Origin of the sequence: Pontibacter russatus, assembly GCF_009931655.1 — a bacterium.
GTDB lineage: Bacteria > Bacteroidota > Bacteroidia > Cytophagales > Hymenobacteraceae > Pontibacter > Pontibacter russatus.
Map to the genome: position 1 here is coordinate 4184168 of NZ_CP047984.1, position 12917 is coordinate 4197084.

At 54.5% G+C, this 12917-nt stretch carries 12 protein-coding genes; 6 read left to right on the forward strand and 6 right to left on the reverse strand.

Going from position 1 to position 12917, the window contains the following annotated elements; all coding sequences use genetic code 11:
• Positions 1 to 31 precede the first annotated feature (31 nt).
• Positions 32 to 685 carry a carbonic anhydrase gene (locus GSQ62_RS17370; RefSeq protein WP_161890690.1) on the forward strand — a complete coding sequence of 218 codons (654 nt, stop codon included), beginning with the start codon at positions 32 to 34 and terminating at the stop codon, positions 683 to 685.
• Positions 686 to 878: 193 nt separating this feature from the next.
• Here GSQ62_RS17370 and GSQ62_RS17375 read toward each other — a convergent pair whose 3' ends face one another.
• Positions 879 to 1487 (reverse strand): porin family protein, encoded by a 609-nt coding sequence (locus tag GSQ62_RS17375; protein ID WP_161890691.1) that lies wholly within the window; start codon positions 1485 to 1487, stop codon positions 879 to 881.
• Between the two features lie 220 nt (positions 1488 to 1707).
• A complete protein-coding gene (locus tag GSQ62_RS17380; RefSeq protein ID WP_161890692.1) occupies positions 1708 to 2574 on the reverse strand; it encodes an SWFGD domain-containing protein in 867 nt (288 codons plus the stop codon).
• 508 nt (positions 2575 to 3082) lie between these two features.
• On the opposite strand from GSQ62_RS17380, the gene GSQ62_RS17385 reads away from it, so the two are divergent.
• Positions 3083 to 3484 carry a hypothetical protein gene (locus GSQ62_RS17385; RefSeq protein WP_237586754.1) on the forward strand — a complete coding sequence of 134 codons (402 nt, stop codon included), beginning with the start codon at positions 3083 to 3085 and terminating at the stop codon, positions 3482 to 3484.
• A gap of 261 nt (positions 3485 to 3745) precedes the next feature.
• On the opposite strand, the gene GSQ62_RS17390 is transcribed toward GSQ62_RS17385, so the two are convergent.
• Positions 3746 to 6202: a type IA DNA topoisomerase gene (locus tag GSQ62_RS17390; protein WP_161890693.1), complete on the reverse strand. Its 2457-nt coding sequence runs from the start codon at positions 6200 to 6202 to the stop codon at positions 3746 to 3748.
• 257 nt (positions 6203 to 6459) lie between these two features.
• Between GSQ62_RS17390 and GSQ62_RS17395 the strand changes: the two genes are divergently transcribed.
• The 4 genes from GSQ62_RS17395 to GSQ62_RS17410 all read left to right on the forward strand — a co-directional run bounded on the left by GSQ62_RS17395 (position 6460) and on the right by GSQ62_RS17410 (position 9213).
• Positions 6460 to 7287, forward strand: coding sequence for a metallophosphoesterase family protein (locus tag GSQ62_RS17395; protein ID WP_161890694.1), 828 nt, complete (start codon positions 6460 to 6462; stop codon positions 7285 to 7287).
• A gap of 9 nt (positions 7288 to 7296) precedes the next feature.
• Complete coding sequence (locus tag GSQ62_RS17400) at positions 7297 to 7911, forward strand: hypothetical protein (protein WP_161890695.1); 615 nt, start codon at positions 7297 to 7299, stop codon at positions 7909 to 7911.
• 157 nt (positions 7912 to 8068) lie between these two features.
• Positions 8069 to 8290 carry a DUF2905 domain-containing protein gene (locus tag GSQ62_RS17405; RefSeq protein ID WP_161890696.1) on the forward strand — a complete coding sequence of 74 codons (222 nt, stop codon included), beginning with the start codon at positions 8069 to 8071 and terminating at the stop codon, positions 8288 to 8290.
• A gap of 158 nt (positions 8291 to 8448) precedes the next feature.
• The gene (locus GSQ62_RS17410) at positions 8449 to 9213 is read left to right on the forward strand and encodes a YdcF family protein (protein ID WP_161890697.1); all 765 of its coding nucleotides are present in this window, start codon (positions 8449 to 8451) and stop codon (positions 9211 to 9213) included.
• Between the two features lie 113 nt (positions 9214 to 9326).
• On the opposite strand, the gene GSQ62_RS17415 is transcribed toward GSQ62_RS17410, so the two are convergent.
• The 3 genes from GSQ62_RS17415 to GSQ62_RS17425 form a co-directional block, all read right to left on the reverse strand.
• The gene (locus GSQ62_RS17415; RefSeq protein WP_161890698.1) at positions 9327 to 10565 is read right to left on the reverse strand and encodes a TlpA disulfide reductase family protein; all 1239 of its coding nucleotides are present in this window, start codon (positions 10563 to 10565) and stop codon (positions 9327 to 9329) included.
• Positions 10566 to 11062: 497 nt separating this feature from the next.
• Complete coding sequence (locus GSQ62_RS17420) at positions 11063 to 12094, reverse strand: LLM class flavin-dependent oxidoreductase (protein WP_161890699.1); 1032 nt, start codon at positions 12092 to 12094, stop codon at positions 11063 to 11065.
• A gap of 249 nt (positions 12095 to 12343) precedes the next feature.
• Positions 12344 to 12877, reverse strand: a complete 534-nt coding sequence (locus GSQ62_RS17425) for a CopD family protein (protein ID WP_161890700.1) — start codon at positions 12875 to 12877, stop codon at positions 12344 to 12346.
• Positions 12878 to 12917 lie beyond the last annotated feature (40 nt).

Consider the following 12917-nt stretch of genomic DNA (forward strand, 5'->3'; position numbering starts at 1 on the left):
TCAGGTATTAGCCCTATATAAAACGCAGCAAATGGAAAAGATCTTTGAGAACAACAAAAAGTGGGTGGCGCAGCGCTTGAGCGAGGACAGTGAGTACTTCGCGAAGCTGGCGAAAGGGCAGGAGCCCCGCTACCTCTTCATCGGGTGCGCCGACAGCCGCGTGCCCGCCGGGGAGATAACGGGCACCGGCCCGGGCGAGATGTTCGTACACCGCAACATCGCCAACATGGTGGTACACTCCGACATGAACCTGCTGTCGGTGCTGCAGTATGCCGTGGAGGTGCTGAAGGTGAAAGACGTGATCGTGTGCGGCCACTACGGCTGCGGTGGTGTGGCGGCCGCCGCCGGCAACAGGCAGTTCGGGCTGATAGACAACTGGCTGCGCAACATCAAGGACGTGATGCGCCTGCACGAGCGCGAGTTCCTGAGCATATATGACGAGGAGCAGCGCCTCCGCCGCCTGGTGGAGCTGAACGTGATTGAGCAGGTACACAACCTGTCCAAGACCTCCATCATCCAGAACGCCATGCTGACCGACAACCCGCCGAAGCTCCATGGCCTGGTATACGACATAAAGGAGGGGCTGCTGCGCGACCTGAAGGTGAACGTGACCACATTCAAGCGCTACGAGCATATATACGCCGTGGAGCAGGAGCCGGTAAGTGAAACGGACACGGCGGTGTAACCCTGTACTGCAGTTATATATAATACAGATAAATACAATGATAACAGCGAAGCCCCTGTTCCGGCAGGGGCTTCGCTATTGGGGGTGCTTTCAAAATGGGTTGCCTCAGGCAGGGCAGGAGGGATGCAGCAAAAGAAAGACCCGATGGCGCACCTGCTTCAGTTGCTCCTTTTATATAAACTGCCCCAGTAGCCTAGTGGCCCATTATATAGCTCAGCATCAAGTTGAAGCCGGAGTTGCGGCGCTCAATTCCCACGGACAGGCCTTCGTCGTCCACTTTCTTCAGGCCGCCGTTGTAGCGCAACTCCAGGCCTATCCCGGAACTGGCGCGGTAGCCCAGGCCCGCCACGTAGCCAAAGTCGATGGAGTAGGGCTGATCCGTGATATCGGATTTGGTGGTGGTAGTGGTGGTGCCAGAGGTTACCTCCCGCACGTGCCGGCCTTTGGTGATAAATGATACCTGGGGTCCCAAATCAAAGAACAGGCCGCTGGAAGACAGGTGCAGCAGCAGCGGCACGTCCAGGTAGTTGAGCCGGTGAGAGCCCTGCACTTCATCGTTGCCGGAGCTGTATTCTATCTTGCCACCTTTGGAGGTATACAGCGCCTCCACCTGCACGCCAACCAGGTCGTTAATGTGCTGCTGCACCATGATACCCGCTGTGTAGCCCAGGCGGTGTTCGTAGTCTCTGGCGCCGCTGCCACTGAAGGTGTAGTAAGTGGCGCCGCCTTTGATGCCCAGGGTTTGGGAAAAGCCGGTGGTGGTCATGAGCGCCAGGAGCGCAAGCAGGAATGTCTTCTTCATTGGTTTTACTTAGTTGAAAATAAGGTGATGCAATGTCTGGCCGGTGTGATGCACACTGCCGCCGCCGGACGGAGTGCAAATATAGGAAGAAGGATAGGATCAGTAAAATAAAAAGCCCCGCTGCAATTTGCAGCGGGGCTTTTGTTGTGGCGCTTTGGCCACGGGTATTCTATGGTTTTACCAACGGCCGCCACGGGTATATGGCCGCCAGAAAGTGTTTCTACCACTCATAATCTCTGCGCGAAGACGATCCGTAAGAGTAGGGAGGTCCGCTATAGGTGTTTCCGGTGCTACTCCCATACCGGTCGCTGTCGCGGTCGTGGCGGCGGTCGCGCATCTCATCCTGCCTTCTTCTGCGCTCTGCGTCGTCATCTCCGAACCAGGATTTTACTTCATCGCCCGCCTTATCGAAGAACCCGCGGTCATGATCGCTGTGCCGGTCGTGGCTATGGCGGTTTCTGTCGTAGTCGGAGGAATAGCTGTCTCTGTCGGAGCTGGACCTATACGGCGTGCCGTAGTTAGAGGTAGTATACCCTGTACCGTAAGATGCGCCGTAGCCAGTTGAGCCGGAGCCGTAGTTTCTGTGAGAGCCGGAACCGTAATTGCTATCAGCGCCGTAGCGGCCTGTGTAGCCCGAACCGGAATCATACGTGCCATAGCTGCGGTTTCTGTAATTACGGTCGTTGTCGTCGTCTCCGGTTGCCCTGTCCCAGGCGTTGCTCACTTTGTTTTTGGTGTTGTCCCACCAACTGTCATCGTCATGGCGGTTTCTGTCGCTGCTGTAGCGGTTGCCGGACGAGCCATAGTTAGAACTGCCGTAGCGGTCGTTGTCGTAACGGTTGCCGGACGACGAGCCGTAAACGCCTGCACCGGCATTGTGGCCGTAGGTGGAAGTGCCGCCGTAGCCGGATGTGGCATACGAGTCGCGGCCGGAGCCGAACTCGCCGCCCCGGTTTGAGCCATAGGCGCCGCGGTCACGGCCTGTTATATCAAATTCATCTGAGTAGTAGTTCCGCGCAGATCCTTTTGTCTGAGACCTGTCGTTGTCGTTGTACGGGTTGTATCCCGAATTTTCATAGCTTCTCATGGTTCGGTGGTTTTAGTTAAAAATCTATTCAAAGCGGTGTTGCCAAAGGCGCACCGGGTTGTTTTTTTTACGGCTGCGGGTACTATAAGTTATCGTTTGCGAGTTATTTAGGGTAGTACCATCCCTGTTTCCGCCCGTCTTCGCAGGTTTCTCCGCCTGCGTGTTTGCTCCCTTGCTTTTGTTCAAAATAATGCCCTGCACGCGTGTAAATGCAATACAATAGAAATTGCACTATTATTTACCCATTAGATGATTGGATAGCTCAAATTTATAATATAATAAAATCCATATGATTAGGCTACAGTGCAATAAGAAGCATTTAGAAGGAACTAAAGCAGTTTTAGGTGGGTTTGTGGATTGTAAACTATTTCGGAGGATTGCTTGGAATGCCGGGATTATTATTAATTTTGCCATACAATACATCAGGTTGGTGTGGCAGATGGATCAACCCAAAGAGTGCAAAATTCAGGCGTCGCCGCTATTGTATCAAAAACTTTTAGCCAGATTTATGAAAATCAAACCAATGCTAGCCGCTGTGGCTGCCGTGTGCCTGCTCACATCCTGTGAAGATTTGTTTGAGGACGGAAGCCTGCAGCCGGACGGATCGCTGCCGAGCCTGACGATTAACAACCCCACTAAAAACCAGACCATCACTTCCGTGCAGGGGCTGCCGGTATACATCACCGTGGTAGACAAGGACAAAGTGGAAAACATTAACTTCAGCGTGCTGAGCCCAGGCGCAGAAAGCCCCGTGGTTGACTTCAATGTGATGCCGCATAAGACGGTGGTGGAGTTCGACACCCTGATGGCGCTGGAAGGCGTTGCGCCCGGCACGTACACCCTTAAAATCACGGCCCAGGACAAGCGCACCAACCTGTCTGTAAAGCAGACCTCGTTTACAGTTAAGTAAATAACGTCCAATATATAACAGGAGCGGCAGCCATACCATATGGCTGCCGCTCTTTTGTTTTAGTAATCAGTCAAAATAGGTTCAGGCTGTTTTGTCCTTTATGGTGCAGTTTTCAATCCATGCTGCCGGGTTGCAAGTCGCGAGTAGGGACGCTCATGTCCTATACAGCTATATATGGTTCCCCTCCCCGGAGGGGTAGGGGTGGGGCAGGTTCCAGCAGCGGGTGTAATTCGCAACCTAAGTGAATCAGGCCATCCAGAATCAGAATTTATAGACCACCTGCCACTGCTCGTTCAGAGTCAGGGCGGCATCAAACGGTTCTCCGGTCTTCTCCGACACAAAGCCTTTAATTTTCGGTGTTTTGCCTTTGAGCAGGAGCGCGGCTATATGCTTTTCAGTCAGCGGTTTGCCGCCCATCTCGAAGGGCACCAGGAAACGGCAGCCTTCCCGGAAGCGGCTGCAGCCGTAGGCGGCTTTACCTTTCAACAGGCTGCCCTGTTTGCAGCGCGGGCAAAGCGCGAACGGGTCTGCCTCCGGCACTTTCTCCACTTTCTCCAGCACCAGCTGGTGCGCGCCATCCAGTTTATATATGCCGTCAAAGCTCTCGCCCTGCGCATCTTTGAAGCCTTTGATGGTAGGTGTTTTGCCTTTGCTGAGCAGCGCCTGCACCTGCTTTTCTGTCAACTCCCTGCCGTGCTGCTCCATCGGGAGGAGGAAGCGGCAGCCGTCTTTGTAGCGGATGCAGCCGTAGGCTTTCGAGCCTTTCAGGATATAGCCGGCTTTGCAGGCAGGGCAGGAGCCGAGTCCCTGCGCCGGAGCGGCTGCCTCTTTTGTAGCAGCGGTTGCTTTCTTTTTAGAAGAGCTTTTGGGTGCGGCTTTCTTTACTTCTTCCTGATGCGGCTCCAGCGTGACGGTGGCGGCGTGGTCGTACTTCACTTCCTGCACCAGGCTGATGACGAACTCCTGCAACTCCTGCAAAAAGGCCTCTGCCTTGAACTCCCCGCCCTCTATCTGGCGCAGCTTGCGCTCCCACTGCCCCGTCATCTCCGCCGATTTCAGCGTCTGGTTCCGTATCACGCCAATCAAATCAATGCCCGTTTGCGTGGGCACAATCTTCTTTTTCTCCTTCCGGATGTACTGGCGCTTGAACAGTGTCTCAATAATGGCGGCCCGCGTAGAAGGTCGTCCGATGCCGTTTTCCTTCAGCGCCTCCTTCAACTCGTCGTCCTCTACCTGCCTGCCGGCTGTTTCCATGGCGCGCAGCAGCGTGGCCTCGGTGTACTCCTTCGGCGGGCTGGTCATTTTCCTGTCCAGCAGCGGCTCGTGCGGGCCGTGCTCCCCTTTTTCGAAGTGCGGCAACACCCCGGTGGCCTCCTCTTCCTCCCTGTTCTCGCCGTCTTTGCCAGCCGGTGCATCCGGCGATTTTATATCCTCCGCGCCATATATGACGCGCCAGCCCGGCTCCAGAATCTGCTTGCCCCGCACCCGGAACGTATAGCCCGCTGACTCAGCCAGCACCGTGGTGTTGCTCACGATACAGTCTGGGTAAAAGGCGGCGATGAAGCGGCGCGTGATGATGTCGTACACATCCGCCTCGCGGCCATATATACTGCCAGCCGCCGCCCCGGTTGGGATGATAGCGTGGTGGTCGGTGACTTTGTTGTTGTTAAAAACTTTTTTCGTTTTCCTAATTTTGTTTTGCAGCAACGGCGACACTTCCTGGCTGTAGTTGCTCAGGCCCTGCAGGATGCCCGGTATCTTCGGGTATATATCATCAGGCAGAAACGTGGTGTCCACACGGGGGTAGGAGACTACCTTCTTCTCGTACAGGCTCTGCACCGTTTTCAGTGTCTCATCCGCCGACAGGCTCAGTTTGTTATTGCACTCAATTTGCAGCGAGGTCAGGTCGAAGAGCCGGGGCGGCGATTCGGTCCCTTTCTTGATCTCTACGTCCGTGATCGTGAGTTCCTCTTGCCGGATGGCGTCCATGATTTTCTGCGCCTCCTCCTCTTGCTGGAATCGGCCGTTGGTGCTGGAGAAGGTGGTTTCCCGATAGATGGTTTTGAGCTCCCAGTAAGGCTGCGGCACAAAATTGGCGATTTCGTGGTGGCGGTTCACCAGCATGGCCAGCGTGGGCGTCTGCACCCGGCCCACCGACAGCGTCTGCTTGCCGTTGGCGTACTTCAGCGTGAAGAGGCGGGTGGCGTTGAGGCCCAGCAGCCAGTCGCCGATGGCCCGGCTCTTGCCCGCCTGGTACAGCGAGTCGAACTCGGAGCCGTCGCGCAGCCTGGCGAAACCCTGCCGGATGGCGTCCTCGGTGAGCGACGAAATCCAGAGCCGCTTGAAGGGCTTGCGGTAATTGGCCTCCGTCAGCACCCACCGCTGAATCACTTCCCCCTCTTGCCCCGCGTCCCCGCAGTTGATCACCTCCTCGGCCTTCTCCAGCAGCTTTTTGATGACGTTGAACTGCTGCTCCACGCCTTTGTTCTGGATGAGCTTGATGCCGTAGCGCTCGGGCAGCATGGGCAGGTCGTACATGCTCCAGCGCTTCCACTCGGGGCGGTAGTCGTCGGGCTCGCGCAGGGTGCAGAAGTGGCCGAAGGTCCAGGTCACCTGATAGCCGTTGCCCTCAAAGTAGCCGTCTTTCCGGGTCTTGGCGCCTATCACCAGGGCAATCTCGCGGGCCACGCTCGGTTTCTCAGCGATGCAGACTTTCAAGCAGTTCAGAATTTAGTGATAAAACAGAAATCAAATTTACGCTTTTCGCAGCTTATATACGAGCCGGTTTTGCCATTAGCTCCCTTTTGCAAACGGGCCTCCGCCTTGCGCCATATAGGGGGTGGAGTGGTGTATAGCCTTATATAGCCGATTGTAAGAACCTGCTGTAAAAGCAGATAGCATCTTTCCGCGGCGCGGCCGAAACTTTCGTATACGGGAGGTGGTATTAGCAGGGGAGAAGATCTTACATAAGCTATATGCTGAAAAAACTATCACCTCGCAGCCGACCTGCCACGGTTCCGGTTCTATGCCTGTTCCTGGCCCTCCTCATACAGGCCTGCGACGAGTTTGAGTACAGCCCCTACGAAGTACGGCTGGAGGAGGACGAGAAGGCAATCAACACGCGCAACATCGCCCGCATTGAGGCGCTGGGCATCTCGCCGGAAGACACGCTCCGGTTTGTGCTGACCGCCGACCTGCAGGGCTTTTACGAGGAGAACGAGGCGATGGCAAAACACATCCGGGAGAACCAGGACAGCGACTTTGTGCTGGTGGGCGGCGACCTGACCGACTTCGGACTGGCCAAGGAGTTTAAGCTCATTCACGAAGACTTCAAAACCATCGGCGTCCCCTATGTGGCCGTAATCGGCAACCACGACGCCGTGAATAACGGCCATGAGGCTTTCCTGGCCATGTACGGCGTTTTTGATACCAGCTTTGCCGTGGGCAACAGCAAATTTATTCTGCTCAACACGAACTATATAGAGTTCGACAAGCGGGTGCCTGACCTGGACTGGCTGGAAAAAGAACTGAAAGCCGCCGCCGGTTACGAAAACGTGTTTGTGCTGTCGCACATACCGCCCCAGAACTATGAGTTCGGGGAGGAGAAATCGGGGCGTTATTACCAACTGATAAGCGACTACGACGTTACCTACTCCCTGCATGGCCACAACCACAACTTCGACCTGTATTTTCCCTACGACGGGAAGGTGCCCTATATGCAGACAGGCGCCGCCGAAGACCGCGAGTACATCGTGTTCACGGTGATAGGAGACGAAGTGAGTTTTGAACGCGTCATGTTTTAGCCCAAACGAATGAACTTAAAAACAATAGCGCTGCTGCTTTGCCTCACCGCGGTTCCGGCGCTCGCAAGCGCCCAAACCACCGACATCAGCAGCGCCACGGCCCGCAAGTGGTACGCCCCCGATGCGGTGACGCTGCAATTTGCGGGAAACATCGGCATGCTCTCCATCGCCCCGAGCTACAGCTTTGCGCAGGACAGGCTAAACGCGGAACTTTTCTATGGCTATGTACCCAGATTCGACGCGGAAGAGGCGCTGCACTTGTTCACGCTGAAGGGGATATATAAACCGTTCCGGCCAGTGACCCTGAAAGGCAACTTTTCGCTGACGCCGCTGCGCTTCGGGCTGGGGCTGAGTTACTATTTCAGGAGCCAGTTCTCCACCAACTGGTCGAACGCCTACCCCACCAGCGACTACTACTGGTGGACCAGCAGCCTGCGCCTGACCGGCAGTCTTGGCCCGGCACTGAACTACAGCCTGCCCGGGAGCCAAAGCTTCAGCGGACTGAGCCTCTACGGTGAGATGAACACCTACGACCTGATCGTGACCTCCGCTTTCAAAGACGAAAGCCTCACCACCTGGGAAATTCTGAGCTTCAGCCTCGGGCTGCGGGCCAGCTTCAGGTAGGGGTATATGTAAAGTCAGAACCGTTTTAATATAATTTCATGTATAATATGACTTACGCAAAAGTATAAGCCGTGTGAGAAAGTCCCGCTTCGAAGGGGGGACAAAATTGACTTGCATAAGCGCTATACAATTCGCTTCACTTGCCATATATAAACAGATGCAACCGATAGGGAAATCCATTGTGGTTTTAGGCGTGGTGCTGGTGGTAATCGGGCTGGTGGTCTGGCTGGCTGGCGACAAGTTCAGCTGGTTTGGCCACCTGCCTGGCGACATTCGGGTGGAGCGGAAGAATATGCGCTTTTATGCCCCCATCACCAGCATGATTCTGCTCAGCATCGTGCTCTCGCTTCTGCTGTGGCTGTTCCGGAAGCTCTTTTAGCCTGTAAAGGGTTCGCGTTTCAGCCTTTCTTTCTTAACTTTCCGGGGCCAAAGCATCCTGCCGCTGTAAAAGCTGCCAGTTTATATAGGGGTTATATATGATTCCCGGACGCGGATGTCTGCTTCCTGTTGCCTTGGCCGTTCATCAAACCAAAGGCAATGTTCTTTATCCTTTCCAAAACGCTGGATTTCCTGCTGATGCCCCTGCTGTGGGTGCTGCTGCTGCTCTGTCTGGCCGTGTTTCTCAAATCACCCAAATGGCGGCGCGTGAGTCTGTTGGCCGCGCTGGCCCTGCTGTTGCTCTTCTCCAACCCGTTTCTGGCCAACGAGGCGTGGCGGGCGTGGGAACTAGACGCTACGCCAATAAGTGAAGTGAAGCACCACGACGTGGCGGTGATTCTTACCGGCGTTACCTCTTACCGGGAGGACATCTCGGACAGGATACACACCTCGAAGGGAGCCGACCGCTTTCTGCACCCGCTGCAACTCTACTGGCTGGGTAAAATTGACAAGTTCCTGATTTCGGGCGGGAGCGGGCAGGTGCTGACAGTCCGTGTGCCGGAAGCCGAGCAGATTGAGAAGGTGCTGCTGATGGCAGGCGTGCCGGAGGAGGATATCATAACGGAAGGCAACAGCCGCAACACCCACGAGAACGCCGTGAACACCGCCCGCGTGCTGGCGCGGCACCCGGAGTGGCAGCACGTGCTGCTGGTTACCTCGGCCTTCCACATGCGCCGGTCGGCGGGGTGCTTCCGGAAAGCGGGTGTAGACGCCGACGCCTTCAGCACCGACTTTTACGCCTCCGAGCGCCGTTACACCCCGGACGAACTCATCATCCCGAGCGCGGTGGCGTTCAGCAACTGGCACCTGCTCATCCACGAGATGGCGGGCTATATTATATATAAGCTGTTAGGCTATTGTTGAGGATTGAAATTTTCAATCGCTGATGTGGCGGAAATTATCCGGCGTTATGAAGCCTGCAACTAGTTAGTTAGGGGAGCGCAACTTGTTGTCGCCTTCAGTTCGAAGGATGCCGTTTACAACAGGCTCTCCTTCAGCTTGTTTCTTAGGTCAATTCTGGATATGTCCACGGCTATGATTTTGCCGGTGGCGTCGACGAGCATGTTGGCCGGGATGCCCTTGATCTCGAAGCGCCTCATGTCGTCGCCGTTCGGTCCTTTGAGTTCGGAGATGTGGTGCACGTCCAGCCCGTCCTGCTCAATGGCTTTCAGCCACATGTCGCGCTTGTTGTCCATTGATATGGCTATAAAACCGAAGCCCTTGTCTTTGTATTGCTCGTAGAGGATGTAATACTTGGGCATCTCCATGCGGCAGGGCCCGCACCAGCTGGCCCAGAACTCCATTAAGGTCAATTTGTTAGCTTTGAATAAACTGTCTTCGTCTACCTCCAGACCCTGCGGGGTGCTGCCCAGCAGGTCCAGGTTTCGGATGCGGCTGCCCACGAAGCGCTGGTTGTTCTTGTTGCGTTCCTCGTTCTCCCGTAGCGCCTTGTCCAAATATTTGCCTTCGTGGCTGTTGCGCGCAGTGGCGGGCAGGGCGTTGAAATATGCCCTAAAACGCTCGGTGGCGATGCGGTCGTTCCTGTTGTCTAGCATGGCGAAGAGGGCTGCCTCGGGGCTTTCCCCCTGTCTGATGAACAGGTCCGTGGCATAGGAAATGTAGTTGGCGAAGCGGTAACGCATGCTTTCCACTGAGTCAGCCCACTGCTGCACCAGCGCCGAATCCCCTGAGTCATAGGTCTGTCTGAACTTGGCCACTACCAGTTCCTTATCCTCGTAGAACTTGGCCCAGAGGCTGTCCCGCATCAGCAGGTACTTCTCCATCCCCGCCTGTACCGGCGAGGAGGAGACAACGGAAACATGTGCGAGCGGAGCAGGCATTTTCTCGTTGGCAGTAGCATAGAACTTGTTTGTTCTGATTCTATTCTCGGCGTCTATGGCCAGGTGAACACTGTCGGCGGGCAGGAACACTTTCACAGGAATGAATGCTTTAGGTGTCTTTAAAGTGACATCATAGAATCCTGTGTCTGGCAACTCACCTGTAAAAGAGAAGCTGCCGTCTTTCACGAAAGTGGAGTCTATCTCATCGAAGCCACTCGCCAGGGGAGACCACAGCTCGACCTCGCATCCCTCACAATTCCTGACGGTGCCAGTGATGTGGTAGGGGTATTTCACCTGTTCTTTATCCTGCTGATTGCAAGAAAGGAGAAGGAACAGACCGGCTATAATCGGGAAGGCGTGGCGGAAATGTGTCATATGCTTCTGTTTTATGGCACAATAAGATAAGAAGCCTTGGCGCGGGCTCCTAATGATTTCTATAGACGTTGTTGCAAGGGTAGCAGCTAAACAATAGCTGCTGATTTTAACATATGATAAGTTAAAATGCGTTATCTTTATTAATTTGTTGAATCACTTCCGGACATATGGTCTCGACTTTCCCCTCTACCTATTAAAGAATGGTATAATTACTCCAACAAGAGTGCTTAAAGCCAAATTTGCCCTTGCAAAAATGTTCTTGTAAAGCGTTAGACATCATAAACATGAGAGCTCTATATATTTGCAAGTCATATATCCCGACACATAGGGCAGCTTCCCTAATGAGTGAGGTTATGATTATGACCATGTGGTAATGGGAGAGAGTTTAGCAAGTAAAAATCATTACGCAGCATATATGCTCAATCTTCACTAACGCTTCAGGCTCTGCATACATACGGCTGTTATGTACACCTACCTGTAAGCATATATAACTGCCTCTACTTCACCGCCTTTTTCACGGCGGGAGCCACCACGGTGCCCAGTAACTCAATGGCGCGCATCACTTTTGCATGGGGCAGGGTGCCAACGCTGATGTGTAGCAGGAAGCGGGTGTTTCCAAATAGCTCATACTCATATAAAATCTTGTCTATTACCTGCTGGGGGCTGCCCACCAGCAGAGAACCTTCCGGTGTGCGCATCGCTTCATAGTGCTCCCGCGTCATAGGAGACCATCCCCGCTCGCGCCCCAGTTTGCTCATCACGTAAGCGTAGGGGCCGTAAAACTCGTCGGCCGCCTGCTGCGAATCATCCGCTATATACCCGTGCGAGTTGATGGCCAGTTGCTGCTTTGCCGGATCGTGCCCCGCCTTCTTATATGTTTGGTTGTAAAGTTCTGTGAAGGGAACGAACCGATCCGGCATCCCCCCGATAATTGCCAGCGCCATGGGCAGGCCCAGGCTGGCGGCCCGCACCACGGATGCGGGCGTGCCGCCCACCGCCACCCAAACCGGCAGTTGCTGCTGGTAAGGCCTCGGGTAAATTCCCAGATTGTCGATGGCTGGCCTGTGCTTGCCCTCCCAGGTCACTTTTTCACTTTTATTCAGTTGAATCAGCAGCTCCAGTTTCTCGGCAAAGAGGGCATCGTAGTCTTTCAGGTCGTTTCCGAAAAGCGGGAAGGACTCGATGAAGGAGCCGCGCCCGGCCATGATCTCCGCCCTTCCTTTGGAGAGCAGGTCGACGTGGGCGAAATCCTGGAAAACCCGGACGGGATCGTCAGAACTCAGCACCGTTACCCCGCTGGCAAGCTTGATTTGCTTTGTTTTCACGGCTGCCGCCGCGAGCACTACCGCCGGGGACGAAACGATGAAATCAGGCCGGTGGTGCTCTCCTACGGCAAACACATCCAGCCCCACCTGGTCGGCCAGTTCTATCTCCTCCATCAGGTGCATCATCCTCTCGTGCGGGCTCAGCAATTTGCCGGTAGCAGGATCCGGGGTGTTTTCTGCGAATGTGGTGATTCCGATTTCCATGGTATATGTCTGTGCGATTGCCTGTATAACAGCGGAACGGCTACTAAATGTTTTAACGGAAGCAAGGGATGGTAGTTAGATAGTTTGAGAATGAGAAAGTGAAAGAGTCCAAGAGTGTGAAGGTCAGAAAAAGCAGAGGGATTAGTTTGAAACTGCTGACTGACATAACTCACTTAGAGGGGTATATGAGCTACATATAAACTCACTCCCGAACGCCCCTACTTCTCAACTTTCTAACTTCCTAACTTTCTAACTTCCCGCCTCTCTGACTTTTTTATAGATGCGGATGGCCAGCAGGAGCATGGCAGAGAAAAGAATGAGACCGAGAATGCCCCAGAGCATGCTCAGGGAACTCTTCAGCACCACCAGGAACACGATGCTGATGAGGAACAGGGTCGCCACCTCGTTCCAGATGCGGAGCTGGGTGGAGTTGTATTTCAGGATGCCCTGCTGCTGCTGTTTGTAGATGCGGTGGCAGAGGAAGTGGTAGATATAAAGCCCCCCTACAAAAGCCAGCTTCCAGACAAGCCAGCCGGGAATGGAGCCGTAGAGGTGCAGGATGGTCAGGCCGAAGATAAGCGTAAGCACCGCGGAAGGCCAGGTGATGCCGTACCACAGCCGCTTCTGCATCAGGGCCAGTTGCCGCTGCAGGATCGATTTCTCCGGCTCCGGCTTTTCAGCGGCCTCAGCATAATATATAAACAGCCGCACGATGTAGAACAGCCCGGCAAACCAGGTGACCACAAAAATGATGTGCAGCGCCTTCACATAGAAAAAGCCCATGGCAATGATGCTTGTTTCCGCAAAGGTAAGTCTAAATGTT

Bases quoted from the DNA above. Each gene is read 5' to 3' on its own strand.
- GSQ62_RS17385 (WP_237586754.1), top strand. From the start codon at position 3,083: ATGAAAATCAAACCAATGCTAGCCGCTGTGGCTGCCGTGTGCCTGCTC.
- GSQ62_RS17380 (WP_161890692.1), bottom strand. From the start codon at position 2,574: ATGAGAAGCTATGAAAATTCGGGATACAACCCGTACAACGACAACGAC.
- GSQ62_RS17370 (WP_161890690.1), top strand. From the start codon at position 32: ATGGAAAAGATCTTTGAGAACAACAAAAAGTGGGTGGCGCAGCGCTTG.
- GSQ62_RS17415 (WP_161890698.1), bottom strand. From the start codon at position 10,565: ATGACACATTTCCGCCACGCCTTCCCGATTATAGCCGGTCTGTTCCTT.
- GSQ62_RS17425 (WP_161890700.1), bottom strand. From the start codon at position 12,877: ATGGGCTTTTTCTATGTGAAGGCGCTGCACATCATTTTTGTGGTCACC.
- GSQ62_RS17395 (WP_161890694.1), top strand. From the start codon at position 6,460: ATGCTGAAAAAACTATCACCTCGCAGCCGACCTGCCACGGTTCCGGTT.
- GSQ62_RS17375 (WP_161890691.1), bottom strand. From the start codon at position 1,487: ATGAAGAAGACATTCCTGCTTGCGCTCCTGGCGCTCATGACCACCACC.
- GSQ62_RS17405 (WP_161890696.1), top strand. From the start codon at position 8,069: ATGCAACCGATAGGGAAATCCATTGTGGTTTTAGGCGTGGTGCTGGTG.
- GSQ62_RS17400 (WP_161890695.1), top strand. From the start codon at position 7,297: ATGAACTTAAAAACAATAGCGCTGCTGCTTTGCCTCACCGCGGTTCCG.
- GSQ62_RS17410 (WP_161890697.1), top strand. From the start codon at position 8,449: ATGTTCTTTATCCTTTCCAAAACGCTGGATTTCCTGCTGATGCCCCTG.
- GSQ62_RS17420 (WP_161890699.1), bottom strand. From the start codon at position 12,094: ATGGAAATCGGAATCACCACATTCGCAGAAAACACCCCGGATCCTGCT.